The sequence below is a fragment of the Escherichia sp. E10V5 genome, from assembly GCF_004212315.1.
Classification (GTDB): Bacteria; Pseudomonadota; Gammaproteobacteria; order Enterobacterales; family Enterobacteriaceae; genus Escherichia.
In genome coordinates, this window is sequence record NZ_RHJM01000025.1 from 131,399 (window position 1) to 150,486 (window position 19,088).

15 protein-coding genes and 1 pseudogene are annotated in these 19,088 nt (G+C 49.9%); 10 read left to right on the top strand and 6 right to left on the bottom strand.

Going from position 1 to position 19,088, the window contains the following annotated elements:
* Positions 1-131 precede the first annotated feature (131 nt).
* Positions 132-1,565, top strand: a complete 1,434-nt coding sequence (locus D9738_RS18280; RefSeq protein WP_130260810.1) for a gluconate:proton symporter — start codon at positions 132-134, stop codon at positions 1,563-1,565.
* 149 nt (positions 1,566-1,714) lie between these two features.
* Positions 1,715-2,956, top strand: coding sequence for a bifunctional glucose-1-phosphatase/inositol phosphatase (gene agp / locus D9738_RS18285; RefSeq protein ID WP_130260811.1), 1,242 nt, complete (start codon positions 1,715-1,717; stop codon positions 2,954-2,956).
* 219 nt (positions 2,957-3,175) lie between these two features.
* Here the strand turns inward: agp and D9738_RS18290 are convergent, their stop codons facing one another.
* Together D9738_RS18290 and wrbA are read right to left on the bottom strand one after the other, a co-directional pair.
* A complete protein-coding gene (locus tag D9738_RS18290; RefSeq protein WP_001143120.1) occupies positions 3,176-3,403 on the bottom strand; it encodes a YccJ family protein in 228 nt (75 codons plus the stop codon).
* A 20-nt stretch (positions 3,404-3,423) separates the two neighbouring features.
* Positions 3,424-4,020 (bottom strand): NAD(P)H:quinone oxidoreductase, encoded by a 597-nt coding sequence (gene wrbA, locus D9738_RS18295; protein ID WP_001151442.1) that lies wholly within the window; start codon positions 4,018-4,020, stop codon positions 3,424-3,426.
* Positions 4,021-4,396: 376 nt separating this feature from the next.
* Here wrbA and D9738_RS18300 point away from each other — a divergent pair, with 376 nt between their 5' ends.
* The gene (locus D9738_RS18300; RefSeq protein ID WP_001273658.1) at positions 4,397-4,570 is read left to right on the top strand and encodes a general stress protein; all 174 of its coding nucleotides are present in this window, start codon (positions 4,397-4,399) and stop codon (positions 4,568-4,570) included.
* A gap of 258 nt (positions 4,571-4,828) precedes the next feature.
* On the opposite strand, the pseudogene D9738_RS25210 reads toward D9738_RS18300, so the two are convergent.
* Positions 4,829-5,083 (bottom strand): annotated as a pseudogene (locus tag D9738_RS25210) (solute carrier family 23 protein); the annotation flags it as partial.
* Between the two features lie 260 nt (positions 5,084-5,343).
* On the opposite strand from D9738_RS25210, the gene rutR reads away from it, so the two are divergent.
* Positions 5,344-5,982 carry an HTH-type transcriptional regulator RutR gene (rutR, locus tag D9738_RS18310; RefSeq protein ID WP_130260812.1) on the top strand — a complete coding sequence of 213 codons (639 nt, stop codon included), beginning with the start codon at positions 5,344-5,346 and terminating at the stop codon, positions 5,980-5,982.
* Positions 5,983-6,021: 39 nt separating this feature from the next.
* On the opposite strand, the gene putA is transcribed toward rutR, so the two are convergent.
* Positions 6,022-9,984 carry a trifunctional transcriptional regulator/proline dehydrogenase/L-glutamate gamma-semialdehyde dehydrogenase gene (putA, locus tag D9738_RS18315; protein WP_130260813.1) on the bottom strand — a complete coding sequence of 1,321 codons (3,963 nt, stop codon included), beginning with the start codon at positions 9,982-9,984 and terminating at the stop codon, positions 6,022-6,024.
* A 57-nt stretch (positions 9,985-10,041) separates the two neighbouring features.
* Here putA and D9738_RS24805 point away from each other — a divergent pair, with 57 nt between their 5' ends.
* From D9738_RS24805 to phoH, 6 genes are all read left to right on the top strand, one after another.
* Positions 10,042-10,248 carry a hypothetical protein gene (locus tag D9738_RS24805; RefSeq protein WP_138211679.1) on the top strand — a complete coding sequence of 69 codons (207 nt, stop codon included), beginning with the start codon at positions 10,042-10,044 and terminating at the stop codon, positions 10,246-10,248.
* Positions 10,249-10,405: 157 nt separating this feature from the next.
* Positions 10,406-11,914, top strand: coding sequence for a sodium/proline symporter PutP (gene putP, locus D9738_RS18320; RefSeq protein WP_130260814.1), 1,509 nt, complete (start codon positions 10,406-10,408; stop codon positions 11,912-11,914).
* Between the two features lie 312 nt (positions 11,915-12,226).
* Positions 12,227-13,057 (top strand): iron uptake transporter permease EfeU, encoded by an 831-nt coding sequence (gene efeU, locus D9738_RS18325; protein WP_000497942.1) that lies wholly within the window; start codon positions 12,227-12,229, stop codon positions 13,055-13,057.
* 57 nt (positions 13,058-13,114) lie between these two features.
* Positions 13,115-14,242, top strand: coding sequence for an iron uptake system protein EfeO (gene efeO / locus D9738_RS18330; protein ID WP_130205442.1), 1,128 nt, complete (start codon positions 13,115-13,117; stop codon positions 14,240-14,242).
* A 5-nt stretch (positions 14,243-14,247) separates the two neighbouring features.
* Entirely contained in the window at positions 14,248-15,519 is a 1,272-nt protein-coding gene (gene efeB, locus D9738_RS18335; protein WP_130260815.1) for an iron uptake transporter deferrochelatase/peroxidase subunit, read from the top strand.
* A 641-nt stretch (positions 15,520-16,160) separates the two neighbouring features.
* Entirely contained in the window at positions 16,161-16,949 is a 789-nt protein-coding gene (gene phoH / locus D9738_RS18340) for a phosphate starvation-inducible protein PhoH (protein ID WP_167850467.1), read from the top strand.
* Positions 16,950-17,062: 113 nt separating this feature from the next.
* Here phoH and D9738_RS18345 read toward each other — a convergent pair whose 3' ends face one another.
* The gene (locus tag D9738_RS18345; RefSeq protein ID WP_130260816.1) at positions 17,063-17,923 is read right to left on the bottom strand and encodes a hypothetical protein; all 861 of its coding nucleotides are present in this window, start codon (positions 17,921-17,923) and stop codon (positions 17,063-17,065) included.
* 209 nt (positions 17,924-18,132) lie between these two features.
* Positions 18,133-18,510: a DUF1878 family protein gene (locus D9738_RS18350; protein WP_130205450.1), complete on the bottom strand. Its 378-nt coding sequence runs from the start codon at positions 18,508-18,510 to the stop codon at positions 18,133-18,135.
* Positions 18,511-19,088 lie beyond the last annotated feature (578 nt).

Consider the following 19,088-nt stretch of genomic DNA (forward strand, 5'->3'; position numbering starts at 1 on the left):
ATAATACCTGTAGTACCCGGACAAACCCTCAGTGCATTTTGCTAACAATAATAACGAGGGGGGATATTTTCTGAGCTGTCCAAATACATCGGCTGATATTGAAAGTCGATTCGATGGGGTTAAGGAGTTATATGAGTGACTCAATGCTCGCTGGTGGTTTACTAACCAGACAAAATATCACCAAAAAGAATGTCATTATTGGTTTGTTATTGATTGCATTTTTACTGATAGCGTTCTGGTGCCAGGGGCGTCCAGGTAATGAACTCGGACTGCTTGGTTTTACACCACTGGTGGCGTTAGCGGTGCTCTCGTTGATAGGCGTCGATATTGTTCTGGCGGTTATTTCATCGATTATTATTGCGATGATAATGACTTCCACCGGCTTACCTGAAATGGGTGCCATGCTGGCAAAATCGACGGGATCGTTTATCGCCACTGTTGGTCTGATCATCATGCTTGGTGCCGGTGTTGGTGAAGTGGCAACACGTACCGGAGCCGCCGTTGAACTGGTCAAATTTGTGGTACATCGTATCGGACTTTCCAGCCAGACACGGGTCAAATTTGGTATCGTTGTCTCATCCATTCTTATCTGTGGCGCGCTGGGTACTATGGCAGGCGGTAATGCCATTATTGTTGCGGTGATTATTCCCGTGGCGGCTGCAGTACGGCTGACACCGCCTACAGTGGCTGCACTGATGATGACGGCGGGGTCAGTGGGATTGTTTACCGGGCCATTTACTCCCAGTACCGTGACGATTTTACAACTCGGCGGCCTGACTTATCCGCAATACCTGATGTACGTCGGGCTGCCAATGAGCGCCGTGACGTTATTTGCTGGCTGGATAATGGCCGGGCGAATTCAGAAGATGACGGAAGGAAAATTACACTACGAAGTGGATCTCTCAGAGAAAACTCAGGAAGAAGAGGATCCTGCCCGCGATCGTCGTCGCAAACTCAGCGCCCTGGCATTTGCTGCAACCATTATTGTGATGGCGGTTATTGGCGTAGTGATAAAAGCAGGTTTTAGTTTTGCCATTATCGTTATGCTATTGGTGGCGTGGATCACCGGGCTGGTGGGGGGATTAAGCCCAACCGGGATCCTGCAAGCCCTGTATAAAGGGTGTGGCAGACTGGTGTGGATGTTTCTGCTCTACTGGCTGTATAACCCGATTCTGGAACTTATGGATAGCCTGCAGGCGTATCAGGGATTGCTCGAATACACACAACCACTGTTAACCGGGATATCTCCGGCATGGCTTTGCTTCTGTATTTTTGCCTTTAATATTATCGGTCATGTGCCAGGTGCTGCTGTTGCTCAGATGACCTTCACGCATAAAATATTTGGTCCGATGTTGATGGCTGCGGGAGTGCCGCCACAGGGTACAACGGCAGTATTATTAGCCTCATCGCAAGTGGACTGGTTTGGGCCCTTCCCTTCATCGGATATGTTCGGTCAAATGGGGCTGGCACAATCTACTCACCTGAAATATATGCTTTATAACGGTTGGGCCATTGTCATTGCCAATATCATTCTTTTTGCCTTGCTGTTTCAGGTATTAGTTTAACGATACAAACCAGGCGATAGCGCGACTACTGTCCGTTATCGCCTGACGGTTTCCCGCCTCGTCATCTGCTAAATTGCGAACCTGTTCCCGGAAAAATGCCATATTTCTGTCACACTCTTAATTGATTGATAACTAAAGAGGTGATGGGAATGAAAAAAACGCTAATCGCTGCGGCCGTGGCTGGAATGGTTTTACTCTCTTCGAATGCGCAGGCACAGATCATGCCGGAAGGCTATCAGCTACAGCAAGTGCTACTCATGAGCCGTCATAATTTACGTGCGCCATTGGCAAATAATGGCAGTGTGCTTGAGCAGTCGACGCCGAATAAATGGCCGGAGTGGGATGTTCCTGGTGGACAACTCACGACCAAAGGCGGCGTGCTGGAAGTGTATATGGGCCATTACATGCGTGAGTGGCTGGCGGAGCAGGGGATGGTGAATTCGGGGGAATGCCCGCCGCCTGACACCGTTTATGCCTATGCCAACAGCCTGCAACGTACCGTCGCTACCGCACAATTCTTTATTACTGGCGCATTCCCTGGGTGTGACATTCCGGTCCACCACCAGGAAAAAATGGGCACTATGGACCCAACCTTTAATCCGGTGATCACCGATGATTCCGCCGCATTCAGTGAGCAGGCGGTGGCGGCAATGGAAAAAGAGCTCGGTAAACTTCAGCTTACTGACAGCTACCAGTTACTGGAAAAAATCGTTAACTATAAAGATTCTCCTGCCTGCAAAGAGAAACAGCAGTGCTCGTTGGTGGACGGTAAAAATACCTTTAGCGCGAAGTATCAACAAGAACCAGGCGTTTCCGGGCCGCTAAAAGTGGGCAACTCGCTGGTAGATGCGTTCACCCTGCAATACTACGAAGGTTTCCCGATGGATCAGGTGGCTTGGGGGGAGATCAAATCAGATCAACAATGGAAAGTGTTGTCGAAACTGAAAAACGGCTACCAGGATAGCCTGTTTACTTCACCGGAAGTGGCGCGCAATGTCGCGAAACCGCTGGTCAGTTATATCGACAAAGCCCTGGTTACCGATCGTGCCAGTGCGCCGAAAATCACAGTGCTGGTTGGGCACGACTCAAACATTGCCTCTCTGTTAACGGCGCTGGATTTCAAACCGTACCAACTGCATGACCAGAACGAACGCACGCCGATTGGCGGCAAAATCGTTTTCCAGCGTTGGCATGACAGCAAAGCCAACCGCGACCTGATGAAAATCGAGTATGTGTACCAGAGTTCGGAACAGTTGCGTAATGCCGACGCGTTAACGTTGCAGGCTCCGGCTCAACGCGTGACGCTTGAACTTACCGGCTGCCCGATAGATGCCAACGGTTTCTGCCCGATGGATAAGTTTGATAGCGTGTTGAATGAAGCGGTGAAATAACAGAAAGCTCCCCCGCGAGAAGCGGGGGAATATGAGACTGATGACAAACGTGAGATTGCCTGATGCGCTACGCTTATTAGGCCTACCCGAGAATTGCACTATATCGAATTTGCACGATTATGTAGGCCGGATAAGGCGTTCACGCCGCATCCGGCATGAACAAAGCGCACGTTGTCAACAATTTGAAAGCTCCCCCGCGAGACGCGGGGGAGTTACTGATTAAACGTTTTTACGTTCGATGGTCTGTTCGCCCCAAAAAAGCGAATCTTTATCGGTCTTAGCAAAGGCTTTGACTAACACTTCATCGCTACCTTCTTCCCAAATCTTTTCCGCCATTTTTTCGTCATACCCGGCGACTTCAAAAATGGCCTCGGCTATTTCCGGCGACGTATTGCGCAGAGATGCCCATTCACCCACGTGATGAGCTTTCGCTTCTTGAGTTGGCATGCATATCCTCCTGTTGAAGATTAGCCGTTAAGTTTAACTGCCAGACCAGCGACATATTCCCCCTGATAACGTGCGATAGACAACTCTTCCTGGCTGGGTTGGCGTGAACCGTCACCGCCTGCAATGGTGGTTGCGCCGTACGGCGTTCCGCCGCGAACCTGCGAGACGTCAAAAAGTTCCTGCGCTGCGTAGCCAATAGGGACAATCACCATGCCGTGGTGCGCAAGTGTCGTCCAGGTGGATGTGATGGTTTGTTCCTGACCGCCGCCGGTGCCGGTAGAGCTAAAGACGCTCGCCAGTTTTCCGTACAATGCGCCAGAAGCCCACAGGCCGCCAGTCTGGTCGAGGAAGGTACGCATTTGCCCGGACATATTGCCAAAGCGGGTTGGCGTACCAAAAATAATGGCGTCGTAATCGGCCAGTTCTTGCGGAGTTGCAACGGGTGCAGTTTGCGTTTTACCGCCTGCTTTTTCGAATAATTGCGGCTGCATGGTTTCCGGTACACGCTTAACAACAACTTCTGCGCCATCGACTTTGCTTGCGCCTTCAGCGACTGCGCGCGCCATCGTTTCGATATGTCCGTACATGGAATAATAAAGCACCAGAACTTTAGCCATTTCTAACCACTCCTCGTGTTATCTCTATTCCGTAGCGATTCGCTACCACTCTTTTAAAGATAAGACGTCCTTTTCAGAGTGCAAATTTCACAACCACTTATTTGATTTATAACAACTTTCACAAGCGCGTAAATTTGTCGCAAAATGATACATTTTTATCCCATAGCGTTTTTTTAATCATAAGAGAGGTTTATGGATAATTATTGGAAATGATATCTATTCTCGCTCAGAACCTGTTGCAGGATATTACCAAACGCGGGTCCACCCGCGTCAGTTCACTAAGCTTAGTCCCACGTAGCGAAAATATGGCACCGCCATACGCCGCGTTAATCCTATGCAATGCAATATGATGTCTACATCAAGACGGAGGTCAGTAATGGCAAACCATCGAGGCGGTTCAGGTAATTTTGCAGAAGACCGCGAAAGAGCATCAGAAGCAGGTAAAAAAGGTGGACAGCACAGCGGGGGTAATTTCAAGAATGACCCGCAGCGCGCATCTGAAGCAGGTAAAAAAGGTGGCAAGAGCAGTCACGGCAAAAGCGACAACTAGCCGGGCTAATCAATGACGAATGCATTTTTGTCTCTAGCTCGTCAAAAAGCCATCGCCGCCGGTTACCCCGGCGGTTGATACTGATGACAAATGTAAGCTTGCCTGATGCGCGATGCTTATCAGGCCTACCAGAAGATTGCAATATATTGAATTTGCACTGTTTTGTAGGCCGGATAAGGCGTTTACGTCGCATCCGGCATGAACAATGCGTACGTTGTCAACAATCTGCACCGCCGGGTAATCCCGGCGGTTTTCTGTTTATGGCTCCTGATGAACAACTTCTGGCGGTGGAACGTCAACCAACTTTCTGCTTAACAACGCATTGAGTAAAATCGCGCCAAAAGTTGCTGTACCGATCCCTCCCAACGTAAAACCGCCCAGCGCGATGCTGATATTCGGGTTAATCCCCTGACCGTTAAAGCCCGTTGCGGCAATCACCACGCCAACAAAAGCCGCGCTGGAACCGAGATAACTGGGGACGTGTCCGCCGGTAATAAAGAAAAACAATAACGTGAAAGTCAGACGGGGCGCTGCATCCTGCATATCCTTTTCAGCCGCGTAATGGCTTGTTGGCAAAGCGGATGCCAGTTTTTAAAAATTCAATGTTATTAATGTATTAATGTTTGGTTGTTGAAAATGACTGGTAAAAAGTGGACTAAACGGTCAAAACAGTTGCACATAAAACATGCGTTCGTGCGCGATGAGAGTGCAGAAGGTCGAGGCCAGACGGGGGTTTTGCTATCCTGTTGCTAATCTACAAGAGGGGAGAGCGCATGACGCAAGGCGCAGTGAAAACACCGGGTAAACGTTCGCGCGCAGTGAGTGCGAAGAAAAAAGCGATTCTTAGCGCGGCACTGGACACTTTTTCGCAATTCGGTTTTCACGGCACACGGCTGGAGCAAATTGCAGAGTTGGCGGGCGTTTCTAAAACCAATCTGCTGTATTACTTCCCGTCGAAAGAGGCACTGTATATTGCCGTGCTGCGGCAAATTCTCGATATCTGGTTGGCGCCGTTAAAGGCGTTTCGTGAAGATTTCGCCCCGCTGGCGGCGATCAAAGAGTACATTCGTCTGAAGCTGGAAGTCTCCCGCGATTATCCGCAGGCTTCGCGCCTGTTCTGTATGGAGATGCTGGCAGGTGCGCCGCTGTTAATGGATGAACTGACGGGCGATTTGAAGGCGTTAATTGATGAGAAATCAGCGCTGATTGCAGGCTGGGTCAAGAGTGGCAAACTCGCGCCGATTGACCCGCAGCATTTGATTTTTATGATCTGGGCTTCCACTCAACATTACGCCGATTTTGCCCCTCAGGTGGAGGCGGTGACAGGCGCGACGTTGCGCGATGAGGTGTTTTTCAATCAAACGGTTGAAAACGTGCAGCGGATTATTATTGAGGGGATTCGACCACGTTAAAGATGCCGGAGGAGGTTGTAACATCCTCCGGCTACCTGTTTAACCGATCGTCATTAAGCTGGCGTTACCGCCAGCGGCAGCGGTATTCACACTCAGCGAACGCTCGATATACAGCCGTTCCAGCAGGATATTGCTTTCGCCACGGGCAAAACCCTGCACCGAAACAATTGCGCCATCCCGCGCGGCAACCGCTTCACACAATGCGCGAAGCTGATCCGAATCACCGTGGAAGATCACCGCATCAAACGGTTGAGCGGTTATATTTTCCGCTTTCGCCAGTTGAATACGTTCGCTGACTGCCGATGGCAATGCCTTCACTAACTGACGATGCAGCGCGTCATCCGGCCACAGTACCTGGCTGCCCACCGCCAGCACGGCGGCAAGCTGAGTCAGCGCATCCTGTTCATCATCCGCGATACACAATACGCGCTCACGCGGCAGCAGCGTCCAGGTGTTGCGTTCACCCGTCGGCCCTGGCAGCAATCGTTGTGTTCCTGCCTGCGCCAGCTCGCCATATTGCGTACATAACGCCTGCAATTCTGGACGGTTTGCCGCCCATTCCCGCAGTGCATTCAGCGGCTGAGTCAATGCGGCTTTCAACTGCGCATCGACAGGATACTCTGCATCCTGACGCGCGAGCGTCACCGCCAGCGCACTTTCCGGGCGATTCGCCAGCAGACGGTAGAGATAGAGCGGACCGCCAGCTTTCGGCCCGGTGCCGGACAACCCTTCGCCGCCGAACGGTTGCACCCCAACCACCGCGCCAACCATATTACGGTTAACATACAAGTTGCCGACATGGGCCGAGCCAGTGACCTGGGCGATGGTTTCATCAATACGCGTATGGACGCCAAGCGTCAGGCCATAGCCGGAAGCGTTAATCTGCTCGATCAGTTCCGGCAGCTGGTTACGGTTGTAACGCACCACATGCAGCACCGGACCAAAGACCTCTTTTTGCAATTCGGCAAAGTCATCCAGTTCGATAAGCGTCGGGGCGACAAAGGTGCCGCTTTGCCATTCACGGGCATCTTCGCTGTTTTCCCGCACCGCCTGGAACACCGGACGGCCTTTGCTACGCATGGTCTGAATATGACGCTCGATATTGCCTTTCGCTTCGCTATCAATCACCGGACCGATATCCGTGGTCAGGCGACCAGGATTACCCATTCGACACTCGGCCATTGCGCCGCGCAGCATTTTCAACGTGTGGTCGGCAATCTCATCTTGCAGGCACAGCACGCGCAGTGCCGAACAACGCTGACCCGCACTGTCGAACGCCGAGGCCAGCACATCTATTACTACTTGTTCGGTCAGGGCGGAGGAATCGACAATCATCGCGTTCATGCCGCCGGTTTCAGCGATGAGCGGAATAGGGCGCCCCTGAGCGTCCAGGCGGCTGGCGATATTGCGTTGCAGTAACGTAGCGACTTCGGTTGAACCGGTAAACATCACCCCGCGCACGCGATCATCACCCGTCAGTTGCGCGCCCACGGTTTCCCCCTGACCTGGCAGCAATTGCACTACGCCTGGCGGTACACCCGCTTCCAGCAAAATGGCGATCCCTTGCGCGGCAATCAGCGGCGTTTGTTCTGCCGGTTTTGCCAGTACGCTGTTACCTGCCGCCAGTGCGGCAGCAATCTGCCCGGTGAAAATAGCCAGCGGGAAGTTCCACGGACTGATACACACCACAGGCCCTAATGGACGGTGGGTTTCGTTAGCGAAATCATCCCGCACCTGTCCGGCGTAGTAGTGGAGAAAATCAACCGCTTCGCGCACTTCGGCAATGGCGTTACTGAAGGTTTTTCCGGCTTCACGCACCAGAATACCAATCAGTTGCTGCATCTGGCTTTCCATCAGCACGGCAGCGCGATGCAAAATCGCCGCGCGTTCAGCCGGAGGAGTGGCAAACCAGATTGGCGCGTTATTAACCGCACTTTCCAGCGCCTGTTCCACTTCACGCGGCGTGGCTTCACGCACATAGCCCACAATATCTTTCGGTTCCGCCGGGTTAATAACGGGCGACATCTCACCCGCCGCTACCGGTTGTTCCAGCATTGGCAAGGCCTGCCATTTTTGCAGTGCACTATTGAGCAGGGCAGAAGAGAGCGAGGCCAGACGGTGTTCGTTAGCGAGATCCAGCCCTGCCGAGTTGTCGCGTCCGTGACCGTAAAGATCGCGCGGCAGGGGAATTTTCGGATGCGGTAATCCAGTTTGTCCTTCTTGTTGCGCCAATTTTTCTACCGCAGTGACCGGATCGGCGACCAGTTCATCCAGTGGCAAAGAGGTGTCGGCAATACGGTTAACAAACGAGGTGTTAGCACCGTTTTCCAGCAGGCGGCGCACCAGATACGCCAACAGCGTTTCATGTGTGCCAACCGGAGCATAAATACGACACGGACGGTTAAGTTTGCCGTCGGCAACTTTCCCGGTGACCTGCTCATACAGTGGCTCGCCCATACCGTGCAGGCACTGAAACTCGTACTGACCCGGGTAGTAGTTTTGACCCGCCAGTTGATAAATTGCCGCCAGCGTATGGGCGTTGTGCGTCGCGAACTGCGGGTAGATTAAATTCGGCACCGCCAGCAGCTTTTTCGCACAGGCGAGATAAGAAACGTCGGTATACACCTTGCGGGTATAAACCGGATAGCCTTCAAGGCCGTCCATCTGCGCACGCTTGATTTCACTATCCCAGTACGCGCCTTTCACCAGGCGAATCATCAGACGACGACGGCTGCGGGTTGCGAGATCAATCAGGTAATCAATCACCAGCGGGCAGCGTTTTTGATAAGCCTGAATAACAAAACCGATACCGTTCCAGCCTGCCAGTTCTGGCTCGAAACAGAGTTTTTCCAGCAGATCGAGGGAGATCTCCAGACGGTCGGCCTCTTCAGCATCAATGTTAATACCAATATCGTATTGACGCGCCAGCAGGGTTAATGATTTCAGACGTGGGTACAGCTCTTCCATTACCCGGTCATACTGGGCGCGGCTGTAGCGCGGATGCAGCGCCGACAGCTTGATTGAAATGCCCGGACCTTCATAGATGCCACGACCATTGGATGCTTTACCAATGGCGTGAATCGCCTGCTGATAGGAAACCATATACGCTTGCGCGTCCGCGGCAGTCAGCGCGGCTTCGCCCAGCATATCGTAAGAGTAACGGAAACCTTTCTCTTCCAGCTTGCGGGCATTGGCTAACGCTTCCGCAATAGTCTCTCCAGTGACGAACTGCTCGCCCATCAGGCGCATCGCCATATCCACACCTTTGCGGATCAGCGGTTCACCGCTTTTACCGATAATGCGATTCAGCGAGCGGGAGAGGCTGGCTTCGTTATGGGTAGAAACCAGTTTGCCGGTAAACAGCAGCCCCCAGGTGGCGGCATTAACAAACAAAGACGGGCTACGACCAATGTGTGACTGCCAGTTACCGTTGCTGATTTTGTCGCGAATTAACGCATCACGGGTGGCTTTGTCGGGAATACGTAACAACGCTTCCGCTAAACACATCAGCGCCACGCCTTCCTGCGATGACAGCGAAAACTCCTGCAATAACCCCTGAACCATACCTGCGCGACCACTGGCGTTTTTTTGATTACGCAGTTTATCGGCCAGTTGATACGCCAGTTTGTGCGCCTGTTCGGCAACTGACTGCGGCAGGCGAGCTTGTTCCAGCAGCATAGAAACCGCTTCGGTTTCCGGGCGGCGATAGGCAGCGGTGATAGCGGCACGGGAAACCGACTGCGGCAAAATTTGCTCGGCAAAGTCGAGGAAAGGCTGGTGTGGTTCCTCTGCCGGATTCGGCGCTTCATCGCTCTCATTAGCCGCGCCAGAAAGCAGCGCAGGCAGCTCCGGCAAGGTATCGCTGTTTTCCAGTTGTTCAAGATAAGAAAAAATCGCCTGCTTAATTAACCAGTGCGGTGTGCGATCGATACGTGTCGCGGCAGACTTAATACGCTCACGCGTCGCGTCGTCCAGCTTAACCCCCATGGTGGTGGTTCCCATGCCATTGCTCCTGTTGTTCTGAAAAGTGCAACTTAACGTTATCGTGAAATATCTATTATGTTGCAACTTTGTGCAACCACGTTAAATGTGACTTACGTAGCAAGCTTAAAAATGAATGAAATGTTAATAAAAGAAATCGATATGACAGGGATTAAAAAAGTAATGCAGACTTTTTCTCTGCGGCAGTTAACATTTTTGAAAGGTGCAACCGTAAAAAATGTGAGGAAGTGCAACCTGATGAAAAATAGTATCGCTGGGCAATAAAATTTGATGTAAATGATGTGTTAAATCGATTGTGAATAACCAGCACTTCCGGCAGGATACGGTCGCCCTGGTAAAACATAAACTCTGTTACCCCGTTCCGGTGGCAGATATAACGGCAAGTTTCGACATTGCCGATAATAATTTTTGGAGACTTTAGATGGCTATTAGCACACCGATGTTGGTGACATTTTGTGTCTATATCTTTGGCATGATATTGATTGGGTTTATCGCCTGGCGATCAACGAAAAACTTTGACGATTATATTCTGGGCGGTCGTAGCCTTGGGCCATTCGTGACGGCATTATCGGCGGGTGCGTCGGATATGAGCGGCTGGCTGTTAATGGGGTTGCCGGGCGCGGTTTTTCTTTCCGGGATTTCCGAAAGCTGGATCGCCATCGGCCTGACATTAGGCGCGTGGATCAACTGGAAGCTGGTGGCCGGGCGGTTGCGTGTGCATACCGAATACAATAATAACGCCTTAACTCTGCCGGATTATTTCACCGGGCGCTTTGAAGATAAAAGCCGTATTTTGCGCATTATCTCCGCGCTGGTTATTTTGCTGTTCTTCACCATTTATTGCGCTTCGGGCATTGTGGCAGGCGCGCGCCTGTTTGAAAGCACCTTCGGCATGAGCTACGAAACGGCTCTGTGGGCGGGAGCTGTGGCGACGATCCTTTACACCTTTATTGGCGGTTTCCTGGCGGTGAGCTGGACTGACACTGTACAGGCCAGCCTGATGATTTTTGCCCTGATCCTGACGCCGGTTATCGTCATTATCAGTGTCGGTGGGTTTGGCGACTCGCTGGAAGTGATCAAACAAAAGAGCATCGAAAACGTTGATATGCTCAAAGGGCTGAACTTTGTTGCCATTATCTCGCTGATGGGCTGGGGACTGGGTTACTTCGGGCAGCCGCACATCCTGGCGCGTTTTATGGCGGCGGATTCTCACCACAGCATTGTCCATGCGCGTCGTATCAGTATGACCTGGATGATCCTCTGCCTGGCAGGGGCGGTGGCTGTCGGCTTCTTTGGTATCGCTTACTTTAATGAGCACCCGTCGGTAGCAGGTGCGGTAAACCAGAACGCCGAGCGCGTGTTTATCGAACTGGCGCAAATTCTGTTTAACCCGTGGATTGCCGGGATTTTGCTGTCGGCGATTCTGGCGGCGGTGATGTCAACCTTAAGCTGCCAGCTGCTGGTGTGCTCCAGTGCAATTACCGAAGATTTATACAAAGCGTTTCTGCGTAAACATGCCAGCCAGAAAGAGCTGGTGTGGGTAGGGCGTGTGATGGTGCTGGTGGTGGCGCTGGTGGCGATTGCGCTGGCGGCAAACCCGGAAAACCGCGTACTGGGCTTAGTGAGCTACGCGTGGGCAGGCTTTGGCGCGGCGTTTGGTCCGGTGGTGCTGTTCTCGGTGATGTGGTCACGCATGACGCGCAACGGTGCGCTGGCGGGGATGATCATCGGTGCGCTGACGGTTATCGTCTGGAAACAGTTCGGCTGGCTGGGTCTGTACGAAATTATTCCGGGCTTTATCTTTGGTAGCATTGGAATTGTGGTGTTCAGTTTGCTGGGTAAAGCGCCGTCAGCGGCGATGCAAAAACGCTTTGCCGAGGCCGATGCGCACTATCATTCAGCGCCGCCGTCACGGTTGCAGGAAAGCTAAGGGACTTAGCCTGCGGCGGTTTTGTTTGGCTTCAGCAGCGTGTTGCGCAGCATTAAAATAGTTGTGTGGTTCTTGCCGGATAAGGCGCTTACACGGCATCTGGCAAGAACACATGGCTCGTTGTAAACAATCCCATCTTTCTACCCTGGAATAATCGTTTATATCCCGGGCATTACCTCTCTTTGTTTACATTCCAACATCATTTTATAAACATTCCGCTTGTATTTTTCTTCACCGTAATGATAATCGCTATCACTGCGATTTACTTTTCTTTGCATAGATTGACTCAGAAAAACGTTTAAGGGTGGTGGCATGTTTGTTCCGTTTCTCATTATGTTGCGCGAAGGACTTGAAGCCGCGCTGATTGTCAGTTTGATTGCCAGCTATCTTAAGCGTACCCAGCGAGGCCGGTGGATTGGTGTCATGTGGATTGGCGTGTTGCTTGCCGCTGCGTTGTGCCTGGGCTTGGGTATCTTCATTAACGAAACTACCGGCGAGTTCCCGCAAAAAGAACAGGAACTGTTTGAAGGTATCGTGGCAGTGATCGCTGTGGTGATCCTCACCTGGATGGTTTTCTGGATGCGCAAAGTGTCGCGCAACGTCAAAGTGCAACTGGAACAGGCAGTCGATAGCGCATTGCAGCGTGGAAATCATCATGGCTGGGCGCTGGTGATGATGGTCTTTTTTGCTGTTGCAAGGGAAGGGCTGGAGTCGGTCTTTTTCCTGCTGGCGGCATTTCAACAAGATGTCGGGATTTGGCCGCCGCTGGGTGCAATGCTCGGTCTTGCTACTGCCGTGGTGCTCGGATTCCTGCTCTACTGGGGCGGTATTCGCCTCAATCTTGGTGCATTTTTTAAATGGACCAGCCTGTTTATTCTCTTCGTCGCCGCAGGGCTGGCAGCTGGTGCCATTCGCGCATTTCATGAAGCTGGCCTGTGGAACCACTTTCAGGAAATCGCCTTCGATATGAGCGCGGTGCTCTCAACTCACTCGCTATTCGGCACGCTAATGGAAGGGATTTTTGGTTATCAGGAAGCGCCGAGCGTCAGCGAAGTCGCCGTCTGGTTTATTTATCTCATCCCGGCGCTGGTGGCATTTGCTCTGCCACCACGTGCAGGGGCGACAGCGTCTCGCTCCGCATAACGAATACGACGCAAACTCTTGCTTAGTTACAACATACTTTAAAGGGATAGTCTCGTCATGACCATTAACTTCCGCCGTAACGCATTGCAGTTGAGCGTGGCTGCGCTGTTTTCTTCTGCTTTTATGGCTAACGCCGCTGATGTGCCGCAGGTCAAAGTGACCGTGACGGATAAGCAGTGCGAACCGATGTCCATTACGGTTAACGCCGGGAAAACGCAATTTATCATTCAGAACCACAGCCAGAAGGCGCTGGAGTGGGAGATCCTTAAAGGCGTAATGGTAGTGGAAGAGCGGGAAAATATCGCCCCTGGCTTTAGCCAGAAAATGACGGCGAATTTACAGCCTGGCGAATACGATATGACCTGCGGTCTGCTCACTAACCCGAAAGGGAAGTTGATCGTTAAAGGTGAGGCAACGGCGGATGCGGCGCAAAGTGATGCGCTGTTAAGTCTTGGTGGTGCAATTACTGCATATAAAGCGTATGTCATGGCAGAAACCACGCAGCTGGTGACCGACACTAAAGCCTTTACTGACGCCATCAAAGCAGGCGATATCGAAAAAGCGAAAGCACTGTATGCGCCAACGCGCCAGCACTATGAGCGCATCGAACCGATTGCTGAACTGTTCTCCGATCTGGATGGCAGCATTGACGCCCGTGAAGATGATTACGAGCAAAAAGCCGCCGATCCGAAATTCACCGGTTTCCACCGTCTGGAAAAAGCATTGTTTGGCGACAACACCACCAAAGGGATGGATACGTACGCTGACCAGCTTTATACCGATGTGGTCGATTTGCAAAAACGCATCAGTGAACTGGCTTTCCCACCTTCAAAAGTGGTCGGCGGCGCAGCCGGACTGATTGAGGAAGTGGCAGCCAGCAAAATCAGCGGTGAAGAAGATCGCTACAGCCACACCGATCTGTGGGACTTCCAGGCTAACGTTGAAGGCTCGCAGAAAATTGTCGATCTGCTGCGTCCACAACTGCAAAAAGCCAACCCGGAGCTGCTGGCAAAAGTCGATGCTAACTTCAAAAAGGTCGATACCATTCTGGCGAAATACCGTACCAAAGACGGTTTTGAAACCTACGACAAGCTGACCGACGCCGACCGTAACGCGCTGAAAGGGCCGATTACTGCGCTGGCGGAAGATCTGGCGCAACTTCGCGGTGTGCTGGGGCTGGACTAAGCGTTATGCAGTATGAAGATGAAAACGGCGTGAATGAACCGTCACGCCGACGTTTATTGAAAGGGATTGGTGCGCTGGCGCTGGCGGGAAGTTGTCCGGTCGCTCATGCACAAAAAACGCAAAGTGCGCCGGGTACGCTTTCACCGGATGCACGTAATGAGAAACAGCCGTTTTACGGTGAGCATCAGGCAGGGATCCTGACGCCACAACAGGCCGCAATGATGCTGGTGGCGTTTGATGTGCTTGCCAGCGATAAAGCCGATCTTGAACGATTGTTTCGCTTGTTGACTCAGCGTTTTGCTTTTCTGACTCAGGGCGGAGCGGCACCAGAAACACCAAATCCGCGCCTGCCACCACTCGATTCCGGCATTCTTGGCGACTACATTGCGCCCGATAATCTCACCATCACGTTATCGGTGGGCCACTCATTGTTTGATGAACGGTTTGGGCTTGCGCCGCAGATGCCGAAAAAGTTGCAGAAGATGACGCGTTTCCCCAACGACTCGCTTGATGCGGCGTTATGTCATGGTGATGTGTTGCTACAAATTTGCGCCAACACCCAGGACACGGTGATCCATGCGCTGCGCGATATCATCAAACACACGCCGGATTTGCTCAGTGTGCGCTGGAAGCGGGAAGGGTTTATTTCCGATCACGCGGCGCGTAGTAAAGGCAAAGAGACGCCGATAAATTTGCTGGGCTTTAAAGACGGCACTGCCAATCCCGACAGCCAGAATGATAAGTTGATGCAAAAAGTGGTGTGGGTCACGGCAGATCAGCAGGAGCCTACGTGGGCTATCGGCGGCAGCTACCAGGCGGTGCGCTTGATTCAGTTTCGAGTGGAATTTTGGGACAGAACGCCGCTGAAAGAACAGCAGACGATTTTTGGTCGTGATAAGCAAACCGGTGCGCCGCTGGGGATGAAGCATGAGCACGATGTGCCGGATTACGCCAGCGATCCGGAAGGGAAGGTGATTGCGCTGGACAGCCATATTCGTCTGGCGAATCCCCGCACGGCGGAGAGTGAGTCCAGTCTGATGCTGCGTCGTGGCTACAGTTATTCGTTGGGCGTCACCAACTCCGGGCAACTGGATATGGGGTTATTGTTTGTCTGCTACCAACACGATCTGGAAAAGGGCTTCCTGACAGTACAAAAAAGGCTCAATGGCGAAGCGCTGGAGGAATACGTCAAACCTATCGGCGGCGGTTATTTTTTTGCGTTGCCGGGGGTGAAGGACGCGAATGATTACCTGGGAAGGGCGCTATTGCAGGTTTAATGTTTTTAGGCGGATAAGGAGTTCGTCGCATCCGGCTTTCGTGCACTGATGCCTGATGCGATGCTGGCGCATCTTATCAGGCCTACAATCGGTGCTGGCTCGGTAGGCCGAATAAGGCGTTTACGCCGCATCCGGCAAACACAAGGTACATCTTACCAGTACTGCGAATCCTGCTGAAAGCACACAGCTTTTTTCATCACTGTCATCACTCTGTCATCTTTCCAGTAGAAAGTGATGTCACTGAAATGGTGTTTTATGGTTAAATGCAAGTAAAAATATTGTTGCAATGAATGCGAAAACTGTTGTACTTATTAAGTAACAGCGGTAGTTCCCGGCAGTGATAGTCAGTCACTATGGAGATCGCGGATGGTAACGTCCTGCACTGGACATGTTTTTGACAATCAACGCTCGACCAAACGCGGAGATTTCTCCTCCGGTAGCAACTTCGTCACTCTGTATTTTTACTCACTTCCTCCCTTTTCTTGTGTTACCGACGCCGTGAACGGTGCGCGTAGCCGTTTTCGGTGTTATTTCCAAAAGCAAACTATGGCTTACAAGGAAGCCAACCCTCTGATGTTCGTGCGCATAATCGCGCTGCCAACGGCGCGTGTGATGAATACAAACAACTCAAGGTGCTCTCCATGGGAAGACAAAAAGCAGTGATCAAAGCTCGTCGCGAAGCAAAACGTGTGCTGAGACGGGATTCACGCAGCCATAAACAGCGTGAAGAAGAATCGGTCACCTCGCTTGTGCAGATGAGCGGCGTAGAAGCCATTGGTATGGCCCGCGACAGTCGCGATACTTCGCCAATCGTGGCGCGAAATGAAGCGCAATTGCACTATCTGAAGGCTATTGAGAGTAAGCAGCTGATATTCGCTACGGGCGAAGCCGGGTGCGGTAAAACCTGGATCAGTGCGGCAAAAGCGGCAGAGGCCCTGATACATAAGGATGTCGACAGGATCATCGTCACCCGTCCAGTTTTGCAAGCCGATGAAGATCTTGGCTTCTTACCTGGAGATATCGCAGAAAAGTTTGCTCCCTATTTTCGTCCGGTCTATGACGTGCTGGTCCGGCGCCTGGGGGCTTCCTTTATGCAGTATTGCCTGCGACCGGAAATAGGGAAGGTGGAAATCGCGCCGTTCGCCTATATGCGTGGACGTACCTTTGAAAATGCAGTTGTCATTCTTGACGAGGCGCAGAATGTGACTGCCGCGCAAATGAAAATGTTTTTAACCCGCCTCGGGGAAAACGTAACGGTTATCGTCAATGGTGATATCACGCAATGCGATCTGCCTCGCGGCGTGCGCTCCGGATTAAGTGATGCGCTGGAACGTTTCGAAGAAGATGAAATGGTCGGGATCGTCCGGTTCGGCAAAAATGATTGCGTACGTTCGGCACTTTGCCAACGTACGCTACATGCCTATAGTTAAGCGTATTACAAACGCAGAGCCCGGGCTAACCGGGCTTTGTTTTTGCTGTTTATGCCCGGAGTGCAAATTTATCTAAAACCACCTACAGCCGGTTTAGTTGCAATGCAGGATAGCTATTTTAAATAATAAAGTCTGTTCTCAATATATTCATTCAGTTTTGTCAGCTCTTCTGCGATTTTTTCCTTGTTCAATTCATTGTTGTCAGTCATGGTTAATAAAATCAATTCCTTTGATTTTTTTGATAAAATTCCAGGGTGGAAATTTATGCTGTTATACATTTCATGAAGAATGTTGAGCAATTCGCTATTAAAAAAGTCAATATTATCCATGTTGTCGATTTGAGGATTGTTGTCTTGAAATTTTTTTATGATTTTACATATTTTTATAATGAAATAAAACTCAATGTTTCTCTGGGTTTGTTCTTCTGGTGTGAAAATTGGGAAGTCATAATGTTCACATATTGTATCATAATCATCAAACTTATCATTTTCAATTGACCATAATTTTCTCTTTTCTATTTTATCCTTTGTTGATTTTATCTCTGAAAACATTCTTTTTATTATCAATAAAATGATGGCCGTGACAAATAAAATAATTACGCCAATATGTGTGGAGTAATAAAAAAGTAACATGATAAATGAAATTACTGGTAGTGCTAATGAAGTAATAATCAATAAATTACCGACTTTACTATATGAGTGTAGCTCAAAAATGAATTCCCTTTCGTCACTTGCGAATATGTAAAATAATGAGAAGCCTGTGTTCAGTAATGTTGATATTGCGAAACCTAACGTAGCCCACCATAGCGGAAAACTATTGGAGATATTAACAGGGGGTACACTAAAAAGCCCAATAAAAAAGGTAAAGCAGGCTCCAGTAAGAATTGAGTGAAAATATGAAAACCATTTTATACTCTCCCCTGTATGATACCCTTTTTTATATGCACGCCAGGCAATCCGCTTTGTATTATACATGGTTATATCCTTAAATTTATTTATTATGAAAACTATACTTATTGATATTAATACATGCGCAAGATTATTATTAATATCGTATGTAATTTACTGCCTCATCGCCCGAATCAATGCCATATCAGTTTGTGCATTAGATTAGTTGATAAATAAATGATTATGAACAAAAGCATTTATCTGGTAATAGATTTAGCCTACTACCAGATAAACAATCAGTTATTGTGGCGAATAATTTGGTAAAACTCGGCAGGTATGTTGGGGCCAAAACTCAGCGCATATTGATAACAAACATCTGTCCACTGATGGTTTTTGTAAAAAGCAAGAATAACTTGTTTTACCATTTGGTATTCAATATCGAGTTCATCTTTTAAGTCGTTTTCAAATTCATACCATTTTAATTTTTCATTGTTGCTTAATTTTTCATCGTATTTTTCAAATATATCATGTGTACGATTAATGTTTTTTTCATTCCAATCCATTGAAATAGTTAATGACTCCACAGGATGATTATGGTAATCGATTATGTCACCAAGGATACTTATATGGTATTTCAATTTTTCAATTTCTTTTGAAATTTCAGTTAAGTTCATGCTTTATCCTCCATTTTAGAATTTGTAGAATTCATCGCAGATATGACATCTTGAGTCTTGGTTTGTAGATCATGAACATATGCGAGTCTGGAGTGCCTGAATGCCAACCTGTTTCGTAAGAGTTAAGATTTATTTTGCTTCAACAAGAAGCAGGTGAGTATCAGCATCAGGATCTTTTGTATCAAGAGTTCCTAAAGCAATATCGGAAACTCTTTTGTCTTGTGCTCGCTTCAGAAGAGCATAGTCATGCTGTCTGTTATTAAAGGATACTCCCATCCATTTACCCGCAATAGTTAGAATTGAATCACTTTGTACATTTATATTCAGCTTTTGCTTTGGTAAATAATAAATATTATTTCGGTATTATCTAATGCAAAAATGATTTTGCAAAACAAGGTATCGCTTACCGCATCCTTTCTGAACGCAACAGGAGACTATGTTGGGAAATTCCTCGTCGCCCTGCGGGCAGCCCGCTCACTGCGTTCGCGGTCTGTCCAACTGGCTGCCGCCAGTTGTCGAACCCGGTCCGGGATTCTCATCCCCGCCAGGTTGTGCAATATTGACTAGTCCTGATATAA